Raw genomic sequence first — 20,679 nt, forward strand, 5'->3', positions numbered from 1 at the left:
CCGCCCCTATCTGCTGACCGCGTAGCAGTCGATTTCGGGTTCGCGGTCCAGCTTGCCGGACACGCCCAGCACGAAGCCCGGCGAGGCTTGCAGCCGTGCCCAGTGCTCGGACTTGCGGTCCAGCTCCAGGCACAGCCGGTCGCCGTCATAGGGGATCTCGCGCGGCTGCGAATGCAGCGGCCGCAGGGGAATGCCCGGCAGGCGCGAGGTCCACAGCGTCTCGAACTCCTCGGCCGCGCCCACGGTGACCTGGCGGGTGAAAAGCTGCATCAAGCCCTCGTCAGACATGTCCGAGCCGATGCGCAGCACGATGCGGCTGTTCTGCAGGATCTCGGGATTGTCGATGCGCACCTTCCAGACGTTCTGCGCGTGACGCGCGACCGGCAGGGCGCGGGATTTCGGCTCGACATGACGCAGGGACAGGATCAGCGAGCGCAGCGCATCCGCCAGCGCGGCGAAACCCGGCTGCGGGTCGGCATGATCGTAATCGGGCAGCGGCGACAGCCGCCGGGTCGAGGAACCATAGGTCGCCATCCGCCCCGCCAGCTCGGCCAGGTCGGCGAAAAGCTCGGACGGGTGCGCAAGGTTCTGCGCGAGCAGGTGTTGCAGCCTTGGCCGGGCGGCGTTGGCCAGCTCCAGGATCAGCAGGTTCTCGACCGAGCGGCCGGCGCCGCCCAGCACCATGCCGCCCTGCGCCTCGATGATGCGGTCGAGCCCGGTGACCAGTTCCTTGAGCAGCCCGGCATACCAGGGCACGGCGGCCAGCGTCAGCGCGGGGGGCAGCCAGCCCTCGGCCAAGGCGATCCGGCCGTCGGCGGCCAGCCCCTCGATCCCGGCCAAGGGCAGGGTGACGGCGCCCTGCGTGGCCTCGCCGGGCAGGAACAGCCGGGTCGAAAGCCGGGCGATCTCGACCTCGGCGGGCTCGGTGCCGCCGCGGATCTCGTCGCGCAGGCTGGTCCATTCGCCGCGCCAGCGTGCGCCGCCCGGCTCGGCATGGGCGGGATCGACCGCCGCCGTGCCGGGCTGGTGCGGCGCCACGCCCAGAAGGACCGCGCCGGCGGGCGTCGCGCGGCCGACCGCGACCGGCGGCGGCGCCGGGCTGTCGGCCGGGATGCGAAAGGCGGTGCCGTCGGGGAACAGCCCCTCGGCCTCGGCGATGGCGACCTGCCCGGCCTCCAGCGCCGAGGGGTCCAGCCGCAGCGCGACAAAGCCCCATGCCTGCCGCGGCCGCGCCCGCAGCAGCGCGCGCAACTGGGCCGCGGCATGGCGGTCCTGCTGCTGGAAATGCTGCGGGCGCAGGAACAGGCCCTCGGACCAGACGACGCGGCTGCCTTCGGTCATGCGCTTTCCCTTCAGGCTGGTGTCATCGTGACGCCGCCCGGCCCGGCGGTGACGGTGAAGCTGGCGGTGCCGGTGGGCGAGACGGCGGCCTTGGCGCGCGTGGTCTTGCCGGCCGGGTTGCGATAGCCGGCGACCACCGCCACCGCGGTCGTCGCCGGATCCAGCACCAACGCCTTTTCGGCGCTGCCGCCGGGCGCCAGGGTCACCGTCTCGGCCTTGACCAGATCGGCCCCCAGGGCGGTTGCTGGATCTTGCAGCGCCAGCGGATCGGCGGCGTCGAAGCCGGCGGTGCCGCGCAATTGCAGGATGTGCAGCGTCAGCGGCCGGTCGCCGCCGTCGGGGCCGGGATTGACCCCGGCCGAGGCCGACATGGCCAGGTTGACCGAGCCGGGACCGGCCGGCCCGCCGCAGGCCGCGGTCAGCGCCAGCGTTCCAAGCCCGGCCAGCGTGGCCCGGCGCGTGAGGATGGGAAGAATCGTTGTCATGGCTCGCTCCTGTCAGGGGTTTCGTAGGCATCGCGGAATTCGGCGCCGACCTCGCCCAGGAAGCGGTCCTCGGCGGCGCGGGCGATCTCGGCCCAGCGGGCGGCATAGGCGTCCCAAAGCAGCGCCGAGCGCCCGCCCGCCAGCAGCGCCCGCAGCAGCCCGGCATCGGCCAGCTGCGCCTCGATCGCCTCGGGCGAGAAGCGGTCGATCATGCGGCGCAACGCGGCCTGCAAGCCGTGCCAGCTGCGCATCCGGTGGTCGGCAAGGTCGCGGAACGCCTCGGCGATGGCGGCGTCGGGGTCCAGATAACCCGCCCCGCGCGGCGCGATCAGCGCGGCCACCTGTTCGTCGGGCATGGCAAGGAATTTCAACGGGTTGACCTGTGCCGCGCCCAGCGTGGTGCGGGCGACGCGCAACGAGCCCTTTTCCTCGGCCCGCGCGCGCAGCAATGCGACCAGCCCCTCGGCCAGCATCCGGTAGCGGCGGCCAAGCGCCTCGATGTCGACACCTTCGACACTTGCCGGGTCCAGCCCGGCGCTGCGCAGGAAGGCGGCGGCCGCGTCGGATGGCGGCTGCGGTTGCGGGGCGGCAGGGGGAGGGGAATCCGGCAGAGCGGCTGACATGACAGGCACGGGATCGGGCCGGGGCGGCGATGCGCCCGCCGGTCCCCAGCTCCAGTCGTCGCCCGCCTGGGGCGGCGTTGCAGGCGGTGCGGCGGGCAGCGGGTCCAGCATGAAGGGATCGTCGAAGCCCGGCGGCGGCGCGGGCGGCGGTTGCGGGGCGAAACGGCCGGTCGTGCGCTCGAAGGGTTCGGGCAGTTCCGGCGGACGCGGCGGCGGCGGCGGTGCCGGATCGCGGGGCGCGAAGAACGGGTCGATCCCGATGCCTTGGTCGGGCGCTTCCGCCGCTGCCTGCGCCCCGGCCTCGACGGTCACGCCCAGAGTGACGTCGCCCAGCCGCAGCCGCATTCCGTCGCGCAGCGCGGCGCTGCGGCCCGGTCCCAGCGGCTCGGCCGCACCGTCGAGGAACAGCCCGCCGGTGCTGGTATCGGTGACGGTCCAGCCCTCGGCCGTGGCCTCGACGATGCAATGGCGGCGCGAGACGAACATCTCGGGGTCGTCGATCTGCCAGTCGCAGCCCGGCTCGCGCCCCAGCTCCGCCCGGCCGCTGTCCAGCCGCAATTCGGTTTGGGGCTGGGGAACGGGGCTTGCAAGGACGGTAAGGCGCAGGGTCATCAGGCGGCCTGCCTTTCATCCAGCGGCAGGCGCAGGTCGTCGCGGTCCCGCCCCGCACCCCCGCCCAGCCAGCCGGTCTGTCCCAGCGCCGGCCCCAACCCCAGCGTGGGCGCCGGCACCTCGGGCGCGGCCAGCACCAGCCGCAGGTCGAAGCCGATCTCTTCGCCCATGACAAAGCGCAGCAGGCGGCGCAACGCCGCCCTTGCCGGGCCGTCCTCGATCAGCCTGCGGTATTGCGCAAGCGTCAGCGGGCCGACGACGATCTCGGCCCGGGCCTGCGGCTGATAGGCCCGCGGACCCAGCATCGCGCCCCGGCCCAGTCCGGCATGGGTACGGCCGAGTCGGCTGGCCAGGGCGGCGGGGATCTCTTGCCAATGCGGCACGAATTCCGCCACCCGCACCGGCGCGTCCAGCAGGTCCGACAGCAGCTCCGCCAGCGTCTCGGGGCTGCGGATCTGGCTGGCCAACCCGGTGGCGTGGCGCAGGGCAGGCGCGGGATCGTCCAGCGCCTCGGCGGTGCCGGGCAGGCCGAGGCCGGCCAGCGCCGCGATCATCGCCGAAAGCCGGCCCTCGTGGCCGTGATCGGCGGCGATGGCGGGCTGGGCCTCGGCAAAGGCGCGGTAGTAAAGCGCCATCATCCGGTGCTGGAGCAGGTTGCAGAACTCCAGGAAGGCGCGATCCGCCCCCGGCTCGGGCAGGGCAGAGCCGGCGAACCAGCGTTCGGACATGCGTTCCAGCATGCGGCGGCTCAGATGCAGCGGCATCGGGCCTTCGGGGCCGAAAAGCCCGGTGATCTCCAGCGCGATGCGAGCCGGGGCGTCGCCTTCGGCGGGGCTGAAGCGCGCGACCTCGCAGGCGGCGGGGCCCAGGCGGATTTCCTGCCCCAGCCGCGCGGGCTCCAACTCAGGGCCGCCGGCATGGCCGAAGCGGCGGCCGGGCGATTCCAGCCGCCGCATCAGGGCGAAGGCCTCGATGCCGGCGGGTGGGGGCGGGTTCCCCGTCAGATCCGGGCGCGCAGGCCGGGCCGCATCGGCCATGACATCTCCTCCTGTTTCTGGACAAGGCGGGTGCGGGTGCGCACGAAGGCGTTGACCGAGGCGTGCCGGGCGAACAGCCGGTCGAGCAGCGCCGGCAAGAGCAGCCAACTGGCCCCGGCCAGCGGGGCCTCGTCGATCTCCAGCGTGATCTCGGTGCCGCGGCCGAGGGCCAGCGGGCCGGGCAGGTCCAGCCGCTCGATCACCGGGCGGCTCGATACCGCGGCGACGGCGCGGGCGTGGCGGGCAAGCCGCGGATCGCCGCGATCGGCGTAAAGCGCCAGCAGCGCGCAAAGCGGCGCGCCGTCGCGCCCGGCCTCGGCCAGCGACAGATGGCCCGAGGCAAGCTGCGCCACCAGCCGCCAGGTCAGGTCGTCCAGGCCCGCGGTGCCGCCCTGGCCCGCCTGCGGCGGCGCGCCTGCCAGTGCCGGCTGGGGCCGGCGCATCGGGCCCAACAGATCGACCCGCATCACCGGCTCGCCGCCCTCGGGGGTCAACCGCGGCGTGTCGTCCAGGATCGGCAGGTCGCGATTGGTGCAAAGCGCGCGGATGTCCAGCCGGTGCGGCATCCGCCCGCCCGCCCGCGAGACCGAGATCCACAGGTCGTGCCCGGCATGGGAGCTGCGCATCTGGCCGCGCCGGATCTCGTCGGTGGCCGGGCGGCGGGGGCGGCGCTCGGTCCACCAGACCGGGCCGGCATGGCGCGGCGCCTCGGGGGCATGGGCGGGACAGAGCAGCCCGTCCTGCCCCTCGCGGTCGGCATCGGCGACGCGGATCAGGCGATAGACCTCGAAATCGCGGGTGCGGGCGCGGTCGGGATGGACCGGATGCGCCGTGGCCCGCGGATCGAGTTCGACGAAATTGCACTCTTTCTCGAACAGGTTGACCAGCGGCGTGGCGAACAGCCGGAAATCGTCCCGGCCCAGCCCCTCCAGCAGCGGCTGGGGGCGGGCAAGCGGCAGGGCAAGCTCCAGCGTCACGCCTTCGCCGCATTGCCGGGCGGCGGGCGCGAGCCCGTCCAGCCGCAGGTAGTGAAAGCGTTCCGGCATCAGGAAATAGTCGCGCAGCAGCCGGAAGCCCTCGAAGCTGCGGCGCAGGCGCGGGGTCAGCCCCTCGTCGTCGCCGGTGCCCACCAGGTCGGGCCGAGCGAGGGGAAGCGCGACCGCCCCCGGCCGGGCGGGCCGCGCCAGCGCCCCGAGGCTGCCGCCGAAGATCGCGTCGAACAGCGCCCCCGCCTGCGCGCTGCCGGCAAAGCACAGGTCGAGCCGGTCCAGCGCCAGCGCCGACAGCGCGGCCGGTCCCGTCGCGTGCAGGCCGATGCGGATGCCCGCCTCGGCCCCCGGCGCGGCAAGGCCCGCGGCGGCCAGCGCGCCACGGTCGGGCAGGTAGTCCGCCGTCCCCAGCGCCAGCGGCCAGAGCGTCACCGCCTGCGCGGTGGCATAGGTGGCGCGGGTGGCCAGCCCTTCGCGCACGGCGGCGGTGAAGCGGCTGCCGCGCGGCACCGGATGCCCGCCCGCCATGGCCTGCACCTGCGGGCCGGGTTGCAGCACGCCGATGCCCATGGCCGGCCCCGGCGCGGCCAGGTCGGGCCAAAGCGCGTCCATCACCCCGGCGGTGAGACGCTGGCCCTCGGCCTCGACCTTCATCCGCGTGCGGGCGGCCAGGAAGGCCACGCCCTCCAGCAGCCGCTCGACATAGGGGTCGGGGCAGGGCACGGCGTCCAGCGACAGGTTGCGCGCCACGTTGGGATGCAGGGCGGCGAATTCGCCGGCCAGCACCCGGATATGGTCCAGTTCGGCCTCGTAGGCGGCAAGGAAGGCGCGGTCCATCAGCCCTCCTCCAGCACCGTTGCGGCGGCACCCGTGTCCAGGTCGATGGTGGTCAGCAGCCGCAGCCGCTCGGGCGCCGGGGCCATCAGCAAAAGCCCCTCGATGTGCACGCGCAGGCCGACACGGGTGCCGGGCTCGACCGCGACGCGGATGGTGTCGCGGCGCAGGCGCGGCTCGAACACCGCCAGCACCTCGCGCAATTCGCGCGCCAGCGCCTCGTGGTCGAAATCGCCCGCGCGCCGCCCGGCAAAGGCGGGCACGCCGTAATTCAGGACCGAGGCACGGACATGGGGAAAATCGGCCAGCATCTCGGCCGGGTCCTCGGCGCCGCCGGCGATGCCGGGGGGCGCGGCGCGGCGCTCGGCCGGGGTCAGCAGATAGTGCACCTCCAGCCGCTCGATGCCGAACAGATCCTCGATGTCGCGGCGCACCGCCTCGCGCAGAACGTCCGGGGTGACGAGGATGCCGCGTTCCTGCAAGGCGGCGTGGCGGGCCTGCAATTGCGCCAGCGCCGCGAGTTCGCGCGCCTGGTCGGCGTCCAGCCCGTCGCGCCCCTCGCCCGACAGCAGCGCCTGCAAGCGCGCGGCGCCGTGGCGGGCGGTCAGGGCCGCCTCGCGCCGGGCGATCTCGGCCGACAGTGCGGGCAGGTCGTCGATCAGCCGGTCCCACAGGCTGGGCTGCACCTCGTCGCGCCGCGCCTGGAGGGGCACGGAGGTGCGGGGGCGGTCGGGGGCGGGGCTGGCCATGGCGATCCTGCGCGCATCCCGGCGGTCACTTGGCCGCCATCAGGTCGTATTCGACCTCGTGCTCGTCGCCTTTCGAATGGTCGTCGGCCTGCACGACATACTTGATGGCGATCTTTTCGAACGAGAGGCTGATCTGCTCGGCGATCGTGTCGATTTCCGGGGCGGGCTGGCTCTGGCTCATCGAATAGGACGAGACGAGGCAGTTCGTCATGGTGATCGTCAGATAGTCCAGATGCGCCTCGCCCGAATCCTTGCGGACGGTGAAGACCATGGTCTCGAAGGCCTTGCCCTGCATGCAGGCCAGCGCCAGATAGGGCGAGGCGGCGTCATACCATTTGTAAAGCGTCAGGTCGCTGACGGTGGCGCGCCCGCGCACGCGGCCCGACCCGGTCGCGGCCGAGCTTTTCTGCTCGGCCTTCAGGTCGGCGCCCCAGATGTCGATTTCGCCTTCGTGATCGGCCCGACGCGATTCGCCGTCGATGCCGTCGATCTTGAGGTATCCGGTGAAAGCCATCTCGTATCTCCCTGTTCGGCCTGTTCGGCAAGCCGGGTTTCAGACATGGCGGGGCCCCTCGGGGCCGCGTCAGGGGCCGCGCGCGTCATGGGCGCCCGCCGGCCCGGTGCCGCAGGGGCCGTCGCGGCCCCCGGGCAAAGCGCGTCACGGCCCCTTGACCGAGGGCAGTTCCGAGACCAGCCGCAGCGAGGCGTTGATCCCTTCCAGCTGGTAATGCGGGCGCAGGTAGAAGCGGGCGGCGTAATAGCCGGGCCGGCCCTCGACGCTGTCCACCTGGACCTCGGCCTTGGCCAGCGGGCGCTTGGCCTTGGCCTTGTCGTCGGCCATGGCGGTGTTTGCCAGCACATAGCGGTTGATCCATTCCGACAGCCAGACCTCCATGTCGGCGCGTTCCTTGAAGGTGCCGATCTTGTCGCGGGCGATGGCCTTGAGGTAATGCGCGAAGCGGCAGACCGGCAGCAGATAGGGCAGGTTGGCCGACAGCCGCTCGTTGGCCTGGGCGTCGGGATCGACCAGCCGCCCGGCCCGGGCCTCGCAATCCTGCAAGGTCTGCGCGCCCAGGAATGCCGCGACATCGGTGTTCTTGCGATGCAGGATCGGCATCAGCCCCAGCTTGGCCAACTCGTGCTCGCGCCGGTCGTCGATGGCGATCTCGGTCGGGCATTTCATCACCACCGAACCGTCGTCGCTGGGGAAGGTATGCACCGGCAGGTTGGTGACCGCGCCGCCCGATTCCACGCCGCGGATCTGGCTGCCCCAGCCGTACAGCTTGTGGCTGCGGTTGATGTTCACCCCCATGGGAAAGGCCGCGTTCATCCAGACGTAATGGTCGTGCCTGCCGTCGATTTCCTCGCGGAAGTCGAAGCCCTTGACCGGGATGGTGTCTGGCCCATAGGGCAGCCGCGCCAGCACGCGCGGCAGGGTCAGGCCGATATAGCGCGCATCCTCGCTTTCGCGCAGGCTTTGCCAGGCCGCGTAATCGGGCGAGGAGGTGACCATCTTCAGGTCCTGCGGATTGGGCAGTTCCTGCCAGCTTTCCATGCGGAACAGCCGGGGCGAGGCCGCCGCGATGAAGGGCGCATGGGCCGAGGCGCAGATCCCCGACAGGTTGCGCAGCAGCCCCACGTCGCGCGGATGGTGGCTGAATTCGTAATCGCCGACGATGCTGCCGAAGGGGGCGCCGCCGAAGCTGGAATATTCCTCGGTATAGAGCTTGCGGAACATGGGCGACTGGTCCCACATCTGCCCCTCGAAATCCTCAAGCTGGTCGGCAAGCTCGTCCTTGGTGATGTTCAGCACCCGGATCTTGAGCATGGTGTCGGTTTCGGTGTTGTTCACCAGATAGTGCAGCCCGCGCCAGCTTCCCTCCATGCGGCGGATCTCGGGGGCGTGCAGCACCTCGTTCATCTGCGCGGTCAGAAGCTCGTCGATGCCGGCGATCAGCGACTTGATCGAGCGCACGGCATTGCCCGAGATCGTGGCGCTGCCGGCCTTTTCGCGGGCGGCAAGCGCCAGGTTCGCGACCAGTTCGCGCAGCTTGGCGCTGTCGTCCTGTTCCTTGACGCGGAAATCCTTTTCCAGAAGCGTGCCGAATTCGTCCAGGTCGACGGCTTCGGCTTCGGGTGCGGCCCCGGCGCCCTTGAGTTCCTGTTCGGCCATGGCTCAGCCCTCCGTCTCGTCGCTGCCGGGGGTCACCGCCTGCTCGGCGACGCGGGCCAGCAGCGGTTCGTCGTTCAAAAGCTGGGCGATGCGCTTTTCGGCGCTGGCCTTGCCGTCCATATAGCTCAGCAGTTCCTCGAGCTTGCGGCGCATCTTCATCAGTTCGGCCAGTTCGGGGACCTGCTCGGCGATGCGGTCGGGGGCGAAATCGCCCATGTTGCGAAAGGTCAGGTCCACGAACATCTCTTCCTCGCCGGCCTCCTCGCCCTCCTTGCGGGGCAGGCGGTTCGGGATGCGGGCGGTGACGCGGGGCGAAAGCGCCTCCATGAAGGCGGGAAAGCGGCCGGCATCCACCTCGACGAAGGATCGTTCGGCGGGCGGTTTCTGCGCCTCGCGCGAGGTGGACTTGCCCGCCAGATCCGCCATCACCCCCATGACGAAGGGCAGTTCGATGGTGGTCGGGCTGCCGTAATGCTCGACGTCATAGGCGATCTGCACCCTTGGGGCGCGATTGCGTTCGATTACCTTGGCCTTGCTCTCGCTCATCGCGGGTTACTCCCTGTCGCGGCACCATCCGGCGCCGGCCCCGATTGCGCCCTGCCGTCAGCGTCCCTTGTCTTCGGCCACTCCGGCGACATTGCGGAATTCCTTCATTCCTCCAGGCGCCAGCTCCTCCATCAGTTGCAGGAAGTTCATCGGCACCATCTTCTTCATCCGCCGCGCCAGATGCGGCAGCGGCGAGGCAGGTTCGTTGCGGTCGTAGAAATCGATGATGAGGTCGAGACAGGTCTCGACCTCGGCGCGTGTGGCCAGCCTTGCCGGCAGGCCCGCTGATACGGACGCGAAGGGAACGGCCGCAGGTGCGGGTATCGCGGCGGGGGGCGCCGCGGGTGCGTCGGTTCCCGCCTGCGCCGCCGGCTGCGCGGCATGGCTGAACTGGGCCTGCGGGCTGGCCAGCGTTGCCGCCATCCGCTCCAGCAGCCGCCGCAGCGCCGGAAAGCGGGTCGGCGGGTCGTCCCCGATGCGGGCGGCCAGGGCCGTTTCCAGCCGGTCGAGCGCCTCCAGCGAGGCGGCAAGCCCTGCCTCCAGCCCCGCCACCGCCTCGGGCTCCATGTCGCGCGAGGCGCGGCAGGCGGTCAGCACCCGCGTCACCCTTGCGTCATGAAGCGCCGCGCGCTCGGCCTGTTCGGCGGCGGAAAGGCCGGTCGGCCCCTCGGCGGCCAGCACCGAGGGCGTGACCGTGCCCGCCGCCAGATCCCCGCCCGAGACCACCGGCAGGCCGCGCGGGGCAAGCATGGTATTGAACTCCAGATCGCCCAGGATCCCCGCATCGGCATTCTCGATCTGGTAAAGCGCGTTGATGCGGCGCAGCGCGGCTTCGCGCACAAGCTGGCCTTCCCGCAAGGCGGGGTGCAGGTGGTCCCACCAGGTCTCCAGCGTGCCGGCCAGCAGGTCCAGCCCCTCGGCCAGTCCCTCGGGGCCGCGCATGTTGGTCATGATCCGTGCCACGATGACCAGCAGGCGCAGGTCGCGGCCGGTCTGGGCCAGCGCCTCGGCCTCGTCCAGCAGATGCGCCCAGTCCAGCGCCACGTCGCCGGTATTGCCCTTGGCCAGCTGCTCGGCCCGGGTCGCCCGAGAGGCCCCGTCCAGCGCCCGCGCGAGAGCCAGAAATCTCATGTCGTTGCGAAGATCCGATCCGGCGGAATCCGGCACGGAAAGCGGGGCGAGAAACATAGGAGAAACCTTCTCAAAGGCCACATTATGTTCTTCTCGGAATGGGAAAATCATCTCACGGACCGAGGCTTTGCGCAATGAAATCCTGCGGATCGGCCGATATGCCCTGACCGTGGGAGCAGACGAGCCGTCAGGGTCGCAGGTCTAGGATGCGATGGGTGGCGGCCAGGATCAGGTCCGGCCGGGCCGCGCGGCGTGCCGCCAGCGCCTCGGCAAAGGCGGCGGCGGATTCGTCGCCCGGGCGGCGTTCGTCGAAAAGCGGGCCGCGGGTCACGAAGGCGAAGATCCCCGCCTTGCCGAAATCGCGGTCGTTGACGCGAAAGGCGATGCGCCCCTGGCCCAGGCCGGGATCGTCGGCAGGCCACAGCACGCGCACGCGGCGCAGCGTGCCCTCGGGCCGGCCGATGCGGTCCAGCCGGGTTTCCTGGTCGCCGGCATTGGGCAGCACGTTGAAGACCTGGCCGGTTTCCTCGACCGCGACCCAAAGCTCTGCCTCGGGCGTGGCCGCCAATTCGGCGGGGATAAGCACATCGGCCACCGGATTGTCGCCGGGCCGATAGATCCCGGTCAGCGAGGGCTCGGGTCGGTTCGCCTCGGCCAGGCGGATGCCGATGCCGCCCTCGGGCAGGTCCGAGGCCGCGGCGAGGATCCTGCAGAGCGAGGGGCTGAGCGTCTCGACCTCCAGTCGCAGGGTGCGGTCGCCAAGCGCCGGGCGCAGCGTCTCGGCCAGCGCCGTGGCGGCGGCCGCATCGGGCAAGGCGCCGCGGATCGCCACGCCGGCACCGGGCGGGGCGCCCCCTTGCGGCAGGTCGCTGGCCAGCGGGCCGCAGCTGGCGGTGCGGGCGAGCAGCGCGTCCAGATCGGCCGGCATCAGCAGGGCAGGGGCGGCGGCCAGCCGCGGCACCAGTTCCATGCCGGTCGCCTGCGCCCATTCGGCCAGCCGGGCGGCGGCCGCGTCGCGCTCGGCCGGGGTGGCGGCGGTGCCGGCGATCTCGGCGCGCATGTCGGTGATCTGCACTGTCCAGTCCTGCAACTCTTGCAGCGCCGGGAAAAGCCGCTCCACCGCCTCGGCCCAGCCCGGTGTCGGCATGCCGCGCGCCGGGGACAGCGCGTCCGGCGGCGGATCGCCTCCGTTTGCGGCGGCGAAGGCGGCCGCGATTCGTCCGGCGCTGGCGGTATCCGGTGCCGGCCCGGACAGCCGGGGCGCCTCGCCGCCCGCCGCCTCCAGCCGCCAAGGCTGGACCAGCGGCAGGTCGGGGACCAGCAGCGACCTTGCCGCGAAGAATCCGCCCGTCAGCACCACGGCCAGCACCAGCAGGATCAGCCCTATCCGACCGCGCCCACCCCCTGCCCGACGCTGCTGCGGCCGCGGGGTGGCGCCCTTGCGGGCCGGCGCGGCCTCGGCCCCCTTCAGCAGCGCATCCAGCCGTGCCACCACCGCCGCGGCCGAGGGCGCGCGCTCGGCGATGCGCGGCGCCGAAAGCCACAGGATCAGCCCCGCAAGGGGCTCGGGCAGGCCGGTCACGTCCAAGGGTTCGGCCTTGCGCCGGATCATCTCGCCGGGCGTCGCGCCGGCAAAGGGCACCTCGCCCCGCGCCGCCGCCAGCAGCAACGCGCCAAGCGCATAGAGGTCGCTGGCCGGCTCGGCCTTGCCGTCGAACTGTTCGGGCGCGGCATATTCGTATTTGCCGGCGAACTGGTTGCCGACGACCGTATGCGCGCCGGCGGCGGTGTCCTTGGCGATGCCGAAGTCGATCACCGTCGCGCCCTCGACCCGGCCGTCGCGCAGGATCACGTTGTCCGGCGACAGGTCGCGATGCACCACGCCGCGGGCATGGGCGGCCACCAGCCCCTCGGCCACGCGATGCGCCACGATCAGCAATTCGCGCATCCCCAGCCGCCGCTCGGCCATCGCCTCGGACAGGGCCGGGCCATCGATGAAGTCCATCACCAGGAAGACATGGCCCTCGGGCGTGCGCGAGCAGTCGCTGTAGCGCACCACGGCATCGTGCAGGATGTCGCGCATCGCCTCTTCGCGGCGCATCAGCTCCAGATAGCCCTCGTTGCCCGAGAATCCGGCCGAAAGCGCCTTGATCGCCACCACCCGGCCGGTGACCAGGCTTTTCGCGCGATAGACCTCGCCGGTGCCGCCGCGCCCCAACACACCCTCGACGGTCCAGGTGTTGTTGAGCACCTGGCCCTCGTGGAAGATGTCCCCCGGCAGGGCCGGGATCATCGCGGCAGTTCCTTTTGCGGCAGGTTGCCCATCGCCGGCTCCTTGCGAAAGGATTTCCGAAAGTCGCGGTTTTGCAATACACTTCCCTAGGGTCATTTTCCCCCCGAGCCTGCCCGTGGCAAGCCCGATTTATCGCTCCGGTTCTTTTGCCAGCTTTGCAAGGATGGCCAGGATGACGACCGTGACGCCCCGCGCCCCCGCCAGAGGATCGAGAGAGACTGTCAAGCGCAAGGAACTGGTCGGCCGGCTGGACCCGCTGTGCCTGCGGGCGTTTTCCGACGGCGCGCGCAACGCCAAGGCGCGCGGCAATCCTTATGTCGAGCTGGTGCACTTCATTGCCGCGCTGGCCGGGATGCCGGATTCGGACCTGTCGCTGATCGCCGCGGCGGCCGGGGTCGACGCCGCCCGGCTGGAGGGCGACCTGGCCCGGGCGCTGGACGCCCTGCCGCGTGGCGCCAGCGCGGTCGAGGAGTTTTCCGACCACATCTTTCACGCCATCCAAGAGGGCTGGACCCTGGCCGCGCTGGAGGGCGGCACCGATCGGGTGCGTTCGGGCGACATCCTGGTCGCCTGCCTCAAGACCCCGGTGCTGGAGGGGTTGCTGCTGCGCATCAGCCCGGAATTCGGCCGCATCGACCCCGACCGCATGGCGCCGGACCTGCCCGGCATCCTGGCCGGCTCGGCCGAGGCGGAGGGGACGGTCCCGCCCGAGATGGCGCCGGCCAACGTGCCGAAACCGCCCGAGGGGGCGCTGGCGAAATACGCCACCAACCTGACCGAGCGGGCGCGGGCCGGCAAGATCGACCCGGTGGTCGGCCGCGACCCGGAAATCCGCCAGATCATCGACATCCTGATGCGGCGGCGGCAGAACAACCCGATCCTGACCGGCGAGGCAGGGGTAGGCAAGACCGCCGTGGTCGAGGGCTTTGCCCTGCGGCTGGCGCGCGGCGACGTGCCGCCGCAACTGGCCGCGGTCGATCTGTGGCTGCTGGACATCGGGCTGATGCAGGCCGGCGCCAGCGTCAAGGGCGAGTTCGAAAAGCGGCTGAAATCGGTGATCGACGAGGTGCAGGCTTCGGTGAAATCGGTGATCCTGTTCATCGACGAGGCGCATACGCTGATCGGTGCCGGCGGCGCGGCGGGAACGGGCGATGCCGCGAACCTGCTGAAACCCGCGCTGGCGCGGGGCGAGTTGCGCACCGTCGCCGCCACCACCTGGGCCGAATACAAGCAGCATATCGAAAAGGATCCGGCGCTGACCCGGCGCTTTCAGGTGGTGAAGGTCGAGGAGCCATCGGAGGCGGCCGCCGTCGAGATGCTGCGCGGCGTGGCGGGCGTGCTGGAAAAGCACCACCGGGTCGAGATCCTGGACGAGGCGATCGGGGCCGCGGTTTCGTTGTCGCATCGCTATATCCCGGCGCGGCAATTGCCGGACAAGGCGATCAGCCTTCTCGACACCGCCTGCGCCCGCGTCGCCGTCAGCCAGCACGCCACGCCCGCCGAGTTGGAGGATCTGGAGCGTCGTCTGCAGGCGCTGGAGATCGAGGCGGGCATCATCGCCCGCGAGGCCGCCATCGGGATCGACACGACCGAGCGCCAGGCCGCCAACGACGCCGCCCGCACCGCGACGGAGGCCGAGCGCGCGGCCGCGCTGGAACGCTGGGAGGCGGAAAAGGCGCTGGTCTCGGACATCCTGACCTTGCGGGCCGAGTTGCGCGGCGAGGGCATGGCACTGGACGAGACGGGGGCGAACGAGGCGGGGGCGGATACGGACGGCGCTGATACATTGCCCCCAGCCTCTGTGGAAACCGAGGCGGCCGACCCCCCCGACACCGCCGCGCGGCTGGCACTTTTGCGCACCAAGATGGCCGAACTGGCTGAAAGGCAGGGTGAGCGGCCCTTGATCCTGCCCTCGGTGGACCGGCTGGCGGTGGGGGCGGTGGTGCAGGACTGGACCGGCATCCCGCTGGGCCGGATGCTGGCCAGCCAGACCGAGCGCGCGCTGGGCCTTGCGGGCCTGCTCGCGCAGCGCGTCGTCGGTCAGGACCATGCCATGGCCACCATCGCCAGCCGCATCCAGACCGGCATGGCCGGGCTGGGCGCGCCGGAAAAGCCGATGGGCGTCTTCATGCTCTGCGGTCCCTCGGGCGTCGGCAAGACCGAGACCGCGCTGGCGCTGGCCGACGCGCTTTACGGCGGCGAGCAGAACCTGATTTCCATCAACATGAGCGAGTTCCAGGAGGCGCATACCGTCTCGACCCTCAAGGGCGCGCCGCCGGGCTATGTCGGCTATGGCAAGGGCGGCGTGCTGACCGAGGCGGTGCGGCGCCGGCCCTATTCGGTGATCCTGCTCGACGAGGTGGAAAAGGCCCATCCCGACGTGCACGAGATCTTTTTCCAGGTCTTCGACAAGGGGATGATGGACGACAGCGAGGGGCGGCGGATCGACTTTCGCAACACGCTGATCCTGATGACCTCGAATGTCGGCACCGACGAGATCATGGCGCTGACCGATGCCGGCCGCACCCGGGTCGAGATCGACAGCCTGTCGGCCGCGCTGCGCCCGCCCTTGCTGAAGGTGTTTCCCCCGGCGCTGCTGGGGCGGCTGGTGACGATTCCCTACCTGCCGCTTTCGGATGCGATGATCGAGGCCATCGCCGGGCAGAAGCTGGCCGGCATCGGCCGCAGGCTGGCCGCCGCGCATGGCGCCGAACTGGTGATCGGCGCGGGAGTCATGGAGCAGATCCGCGCCCGCTGCACCGAGGTCGAATCGGGCGGCCGCATGATCGACGCCATCCTGACCGGCGCGATCCTGCCCGAACTCAGCCGCCGGGTGCTGGATGCCAGGCTGGAAGGGCGCGGCATCGGCAGGGTGACGGTGACCGGCGGGCCGGACGGCTTCGGCTATGCGCTGGACTGAGGCGCGCCGTGCAGATTTTCGACCAGACCGGCTTTCCCCATCAGATGGGGACCGGCATGGACGTGGCCGGGCAAGGCTACATGCTGCTGGTGGTCAAGGGCAGCTTCGCCTTTCCCGACCGTGAAACCGACCCGCCCCTGCCGCTGAAGGACCAGCGTCCGCTGGTCATGGCCGACGAATATACCGGCGCGCCGGGCTTTTCCGCGCCGCTTTGGGAAAGCGATTTCGCCTTTCGCAAGCCCTTCTGCGACGTGGTGCTGAACGGTGCCGCCCATGCACCGGCCGGCCGCCCGGTCGAGCGGCTGCGCGTGGGGCTGGCGGTGGGCAACTGGTCCAAGCAACTCGACGTGGTCGGCCAGCGCGAATGGCGCGTGCTGGGGCCGGCCATTGGCGCGACCCGGCCCTATCCCTTCACGCGGATGCCGTTTTCCTATGACACGGCCTTCGGCGGTCCCGACCGCAGCCGTCCACCCGGTCCCGACGTGCCGGTCCATGCCGCCAATCCGGTCGGGCTGGGCTGGGCCACCGCCTCGGGCGGCAGTCCGGCCGGGCTCGCGCTGCCCAATACCGAGGCGCCGGGGCAGGAGATCACCTCGCCCTATGGCGACTGGCAGCCGATGGCGCTGGGGCCTTACGGGCGCGGCTGGCCCCTGCGCCTGCCCTATGGCGGCACCTATGACGAGCGCTGGGTGGCCGAGACCGCGCCCTTCCTGCCGCGGGATTTCGATGAGCGCTACTACCAGATGGCGCCGCCCGACCAGCAGATCGCGCCGCCCGCGCCCTTTACCCCGGTGGTGCTGGTGCATCTGACCCCGCGCGGGCGCGAGGCGTTCCGCCTGCCCGACACCCGGCTGCCGTTCCGGGTCTGGCGCGGGCGCGAATGCTGCCTCGACACCGCGGCGCTGCCCGACACGCTGGCCATCGATGCCGAGGCGCGGGTTTTCATGCTGAGCTGGCGCGTGCAGGTGCCGATCCGCCGCACCATCGCCGAATTCTCGCGCGCATGGATCGGATCGCCGACCGCCGCCATGCTGCGGGCCGAGCGCGAGGGGCGCGGCTATATCCGCCTGGCGGCCGTTCCGGGCGAGGGCGAGGGGGATGGCCCATGATCGGCGTGCTGGCGGCGGGCATGGTGACGGCGGTGGGGCTCGATTGGGTCGCCTCGGCGGCGGCGATGCGGGCGCGGCTGGACGGGTTCGCCGAGACGCGCTTCATCGCCCCGGGCGGCTGGCGCATCGGTGCGCCGGTGCCCTTGCCCCGCAACTGGATCGGCCAGCGGCGCATGGCGCATCTGGCCGCCGGCGCGGTGGCCGACATCCTGCGCCAGGAGCCCGCAGCCGCCGAGGCCGCGCTGATCCTGTGCCTGGCCGAAGAGGGCCGCCCCGGTCGCCCGGTGCAAGACCCCTCGGCCCTGCTGCGCATGCTGTCCCAGATCCTGGGCCTGCCCGAGCGGCGGGCGCATGTGGTGGCGCATGGCCGGCCCTCGGGCTTCGTCGGGCTGGAACGGGCGCGGCGCATGATCGCGGCGGGACAGGCGGGGCGGGTGATCCTGCTGGGGCTCGACAGCTATCTGACCGGGCCGGCGCTGGCGCATTACGCCGGCCTTGAGCGACTGCTTCAGAACGGCAATGCCGACGGCTTCATTCCCGGCGAGGCGGCGGCGGCGGTGCTGCTGGGGCCGGGGGGCGCCTTGCGGCTGACCGGGCTGGGGCTGGCGCGCGAGGCGGCCTTTCTGGGCAATGCGCGTGGCGAGGACGGCGCGGACCTGCCCCTGCGCGGCGACGGCATGACCGCGGCCTATCGCGCCGCGCTGGCAGAGGCCGAGACCGATCTCGCCCATGTCGAATACCGCATCTCGGACCTGCCGGGCGAGCAGCATTTCTTCCGCCAGGCCGCGCTGATGACCTTGCGGCTGGAACGCGGCCGCACCGCCTTTCAGGATCTGTGGAGCCCGGCCGAGAGCCTGGGCAATATCGGCGCGGCGGCGGTGCCGGCGATGCTGGGCATGGCGCTGGCGGCGGTGCGCAAGGGCTATGCCCCCGGCTCGCCGGTGCTGGTCGAGGCCTCGGGCGACGATGGTGCCTGCGGGGCGGCGGTGCTGCACGAGGCGCGCGGCCCGGCCCGGCGCGTCACGGCCGAGGACCGCCTTGCCACGGGGACGGTGCGATGAGCGGGGTTTTCGCCAACGGGCTGGAGATCAGCGGCAAGGCGGTCAACGCCCAGACCATCGCCGCCTTTCCCGACACCTGCTTCACCCCGCCCGAGAACCCGGCGACCCCGCCGGGCGTGCCGGTGCCCTATCCCAGCTTCGGCGTCGCCTCGGACACGGAAAACGGCACCGGGACGGTGTTCATCGGCGGCAAGACGGTGAACATCAAGAACAAGTCCGACGTCAGCCGCACCTCGGGGACCGAGGCGGGATGCGCGGCGAAAAAGGGCATCATCACCTCGAAGAACACCGGCAAGAAATATTTCAACTCTTGGTCGAACGACGTGAAGTTCGACGGCGAGCCGGTGATCCGCTTTTCCGACCTTGCCACGCATAATCACGCCTCGCCCGGCGGGCAGACGCCGCCCTGGGCCGAGATCTGTGCGGCCAATTTCAGCGATACCAATTGCGTGACGCTGCTGAACGACCTGGGAATGCAGGTTCACGAGCATGGTGACAGCCTCTGCAACTCCGAGCAGACCGGCAAGGAATCCGAGCATCCATTCGAGAACCAGATGTTTCAGCAGGCCCGCGGCGGTCCGAACTACAAGCCATGGGGGAGCTATGACGTCGACAAGGCCCCCTGCGTCTGCATGCAGTCCCGCCATCTGGGCGACAACAATGCCCCCAAAAGGGGCAAGGGCAGCAAGAAGGAGACGCCGCACAATCTCAAGACGACGGCGATCAGGGAGTATCTGGCCGACAATCCCCGTCCGACTCTCGGCGATGCGATCGCCGAGACGCAACAGGCCTATGACGCTCACCACGAATGCCTGCAAGATGAGGACGAGAAAACCAGGGAGCACGCGCTCGAATGCCTGAAACTGATCCTGCTGGCCTATCTGCAGAGCGTGGCGCCCAAGAAGAAGGGGGCCGACGGAAAGCTCAGGCCGCAGACGCACGAAGAACTTCTCAGCACAAGAGTGAGGTCACAAAGTGGCTAATGCATATGACGATCCCGGCAGGACCATAGACGATCTGGCGCCGGAGGAGGTGGACATCGAAGCCATCGACGCCTTTCATCTGGGCGGCACGCGCTATGCGGCGAGTTTCGAGCTCAGCGACGAGGACAGCGAGGTGGTTCGCTCGTTCCTGCTGATGGTCGATTTCGGCGCGACCCTGACATACTCGGTGCGGATGCGGATCGACAAATCCATCCTGTCCCATGCCAGCCTTTCACCAGACCATCATGTCGTGCTGCAACTGGGCCGGCATGTGCACGACCTTACGCCGGGGGGCGATTCGGTAACGACCCTTCAGGACGGCGTCCTGCGGCGATTGTGGCATCTCGATGCCGGCCATCAATATGTCTACGGCGATCGCAGCACGGCCTATGCCCGCGAAGGTGGCGCGTGGGAGCGGATAGAGGGCTACGGCAACGCAGTGTTCCGATGCATCCACGGGCCGCGTGCGGATATGATCCATGCCTGCGGGAACCGCGGCGTTCTCGCGCGGCTGGAAGGCCGGCGCTGGGTTCCGGTCGATCTGCCCGTGCAGCGCAATTTCCACGCGATCGAGGTCATGCCCGATGGCGCGATCCATGTCTGCGGCGCAAGGGGCGCGGCCTATGCGATAGTCGATGACGAGTTGACGGAACTGCAATCGCAGCCCTGGGACTATATGGGCGTGCTCAGCTTCAAGGGCCGGCGCTACTGGACCGATGCGAATTATGGAATCAGCGTGCAGAAAGGCAATGTCGTCGAGCCGCTGCGCGAGCTGGGCCAAGCCTTCTACATGCACGCCTCGGACGAGAAGCTGGTGATCTCGGGCTGGAAGGAGGTCTTCATCTTCGACGGCGAGAACTGGGAGGGGTTCGAGATGGGCTATGACGGCAATATCTTCCTGCGCCGGCTCGACATGGCGGATTACGGCGGCTGATCCAGCCGTTCGGCCAGATAGGCCCTGACGCGGTCCAGATCCAGCGCCGCCACGCGCAGCCCCTCGGCGCCGGGTTGCAGCATGCGCAGAACGAACAGTTCGCCCGGTTCGGGGTATTCGGCAAAGCGCGCCTCGGCGATGCGCAGCCCCTCGGTGCCGGCCACGCGCAACCCGTCCAGATGCGCCTCCAGCCGCTCCAGCAGGCGGGCGATGCGCAGGGCGTCCATCTCGGGGTTTTCCTCGGGGAACAGCATCGCCCGGTCGTAGAGCGTCCACAGGAACGCCGCCTGCTCGGCGTGCTGGCGCAGGATCTCGGGCAGGACGGGGGCGGGGGGATACATCAGTTCAGGTTGATCGAGCCGCCGCGGATGCGGTTCGCCGCCGAGGCGTGGCTGACCAGATAGGTGCCGCGAATGGTGATATGGCCGTCCGCCTCCAGCACGATCGAGGCCTTGCCGCAGCGCAGTTCGATCCGTTGCCGGGCGGTGATGCGCAGCGGCTCGCCGTCGGCGACGGCCACTGGCCCGGCGGGCATGGCCGAGACGATGCGGCCGACCACCAGCGGCCGGCACGCATCGCCATCCTCGAACAGGATGGCAAGCTCGGCGCCGATATCGCCGGGCTCGAACCGCACCAGGCTGCGCGCCGGAACCGCCTGGGCCGAGGGATTGCCGGGAAAGACCACCAGCGGCCGGCCTTCGTCAAGGCCAAGCAGCATGCCGATCACCACGCCGCCGCGAATATCCTCGCCGATCATGCCCAGCCCTCCGCCCCGGCTCTTGCAATGATAGCACGACGGCGGCGCGACTTCACCGGGATTTCCGGGCTGTGCCGGTGGCCGGGCGCTGGGCCGTCAGGG

The 20,679-nt window shown here is 70.7% G+C and carries 18 protein-coding genes; 5 read left to right on the top strand and 13 right to left on the bottom strand.

What is annotated here, in order from left to right; genetic code table 11:
* Positions 1–6: 6 nt before the first annotated feature.
* The 11 genes from tssK to QPR87_RS19840 form a co-directional block, all read right to left on the bottom strand.
* A complete protein-coding gene (gene tssK, locus QPR87_RS19790; RefSeq protein WP_285051005.1) occupies positions 7–1,341 on the bottom strand; it encodes a type VI secretion system baseplate subunit TssK in 1,335 nt (444 codons plus the stop codon).
* Between the two features lie 11 nt (positions 1,342–1,352).
* On the bottom strand, positions 1,353–1,826 hold the full coding sequence (gene tssJ, locus QPR87_RS19795; RefSeq protein ID WP_104491484.1) for a type VI secretion system lipoprotein TssJ: 474 nt from the start codon (positions 1,824–1,826) through the stop codon (positions 1,353–1,355).
* A complete protein-coding gene (gene tagH, locus QPR87_RS19800) occupies positions 1,823–3,061 on the bottom strand; it encodes a type VI secretion system-associated FHA domain protein TagH (protein ID WP_285051008.1) in 1,239 nt (412 codons plus the stop codon). Before tagH ends, tssJ begins: the two co-directional genes overlap by 4 nt.
* Positions 3,061–4,098, bottom strand: a complete 1,038-nt coding sequence (tssG, locus tag QPR87_RS19805) for a type VI secretion system baseplate subunit TssG (protein ID WP_285051010.1) — start codon at positions 4,096–4,098, stop codon at positions 3,061–3,063. The genes tagH and tssG overlap by 1 nt, the downstream gene beginning before the upstream one ends.
* On the bottom strand, positions 4,062–5,924 hold the full coding sequence (tssF, locus tag QPR87_RS19810; RefSeq protein WP_285051012.1) for a type VI secretion system baseplate subunit TssF: 1,863 nt from the start codon (positions 5,922–5,924) through the stop codon (positions 4,062–4,064). The genes tssG and tssF overlap by 37 nt, the downstream gene beginning before the upstream one ends.
* Positions 5,924–6,670: a type VI secretion system baseplate subunit TssE gene (locus tag QPR87_RS19815; RefSeq protein ID WP_285051014.1), complete on the bottom strand. Its 747-nt coding sequence runs from the start codon at positions 6,668–6,670 to the stop codon at positions 5,924–5,926. Before QPR87_RS19815 ends, tssF begins: the two co-directional genes overlap by 1 nt.
* 25 nt (positions 6,671–6,695) lie before the next feature.
* Positions 6,696–7,184 (bottom strand): Hcp family type VI secretion system effector, encoded by a 489-nt coding sequence (locus QPR87_RS19820; RefSeq protein ID WP_011748725.1) that lies wholly within the window; start codon positions 7,182–7,184, stop codon positions 6,696–6,698.
* A gap of 144 nt (positions 7,185–7,328) precedes the next feature.
* Positions 7,329–8,843 carry a type VI secretion system contractile sheath large subunit gene (tssC, locus tag QPR87_RS19825; protein ID WP_011748724.1) on the bottom strand — a complete coding sequence of 505 codons (1,515 nt, stop codon included), beginning with the start codon at positions 8,841–8,843 and terminating at the stop codon, positions 7,329–7,331.
* A gap of 3 nt (positions 8,844–8,846) precedes the next feature.
* Entirely contained in the window at positions 8,847–9,389 is a 543-nt protein-coding gene (gene tssB / locus QPR87_RS19830) for a type VI secretion system contractile sheath small subunit (RefSeq protein ID WP_011748723.1), read from the bottom strand.
* Positions 9,390–9,446: 57 nt separating this feature from the next.
* Positions 9,447–10,631, bottom strand: a complete 1,185-nt coding sequence (locus tag QPR87_RS19835; RefSeq protein ID WP_350310467.1) for a type VI secretion system protein TssA — start codon at positions 10,629–10,631, stop codon at positions 9,447–9,449.
* Positions 10,632–10,707: 76 nt separating this feature from the next.
* Complete coding sequence (locus tag QPR87_RS19840; protein WP_285051019.1) at positions 10,708–12,813, bottom strand: serine/threonine-protein kinase; 2,106 nt, start codon at positions 12,811–12,813, stop codon at positions 10,708–10,710.
* A 172-nt stretch (positions 12,814–12,985) separates the two neighbouring features.
* Between QPR87_RS19840 and tssH the strand changes: the two genes are divergently transcribed.
* The 5 genes from tssH to QPR87_RS19865 are packed head-to-tail and all read left to right on the top strand — an operon-like array spanning position 12,986 to position 19,820.
* Complete coding sequence (gene tssH, locus QPR87_RS19845; RefSeq protein WP_285051020.1) at positions 12,986–15,733, top strand: type VI secretion system ATPase TssH; 2,748 nt, start codon at positions 12,986–12,988, stop codon at positions 15,731–15,733.
* Between the two features lie 8 nt (positions 15,734–15,741).
* Positions 15,742–16,842 (top strand): DUF2169 family type VI secretion system accessory protein, encoded by a 1,101-nt coding sequence (locus QPR87_RS19850; protein ID WP_104491502.1) that lies wholly within the window; start codon positions 15,742–15,744, stop codon positions 16,840–16,842.
* Positions 16,839–17,903: a 3-oxoacyl-ACP synthase gene (locus QPR87_RS19855; protein WP_285051024.1), complete on the top strand. Its 1,065-nt coding sequence runs from the start codon at positions 16,839–16,841 to the stop codon at positions 17,901–17,903. Before QPR87_RS19850 ends, QPR87_RS19855 begins: the two co-directional genes overlap by 4 nt.
* Complete coding sequence (locus tag QPR87_RS19860) at positions 17,900–18,886, top strand: DUF4150 domain-containing protein (protein ID WP_285051025.1); 987 nt, start codon at positions 17,900–17,902, stop codon at positions 18,884–18,886. Before QPR87_RS19855 ends, QPR87_RS19860 begins: the two co-directional genes overlap by 4 nt.
* On the top strand, positions 18,879–19,820 hold the full coding sequence (locus QPR87_RS19865) for a hypothetical protein (protein WP_011748716.1): 942 nt from the start codon (positions 18,879–18,881) through the stop codon (positions 19,818–19,820). Before QPR87_RS19860 ends, QPR87_RS19865 begins: the two co-directional genes overlap by 8 nt.
* On the opposite strand, the gene QPR87_RS19870 is transcribed toward QPR87_RS19865, so the two are convergent.
* A complete protein-coding gene (locus QPR87_RS19870; RefSeq protein ID WP_104491513.1) occupies positions 19,808–20,161 on the bottom strand; it encodes a hypothetical protein in 354 nt (117 codons plus the stop codon). The genes QPR87_RS19865 and QPR87_RS19870 overlap by 13 nt on opposite strands.
* Entirely contained in the window at positions 20,161–20,577 is a 417-nt protein-coding gene (locus QPR87_RS19875) for a DUF6484 domain-containing protein (RefSeq protein ID WP_011748714.1), read from the bottom strand. Before QPR87_RS19875 ends, QPR87_RS19870 begins: the two co-directional genes overlap by 1 nt.
* Between the last annotated feature and the right edge of the window lie 102 nt (positions 20,578–20,679).

The organism is Paracoccus sp. SSJ (genome assembly GCF_030234105.1).
In the GTDB taxonomy this organism is placed as follows: domain Bacteria; phylum Pseudomonadota; class Alphaproteobacteria; order Rhodobacterales; family Rhodobacteraceae; genus Paracoccus; species Paracoccus denitrificans.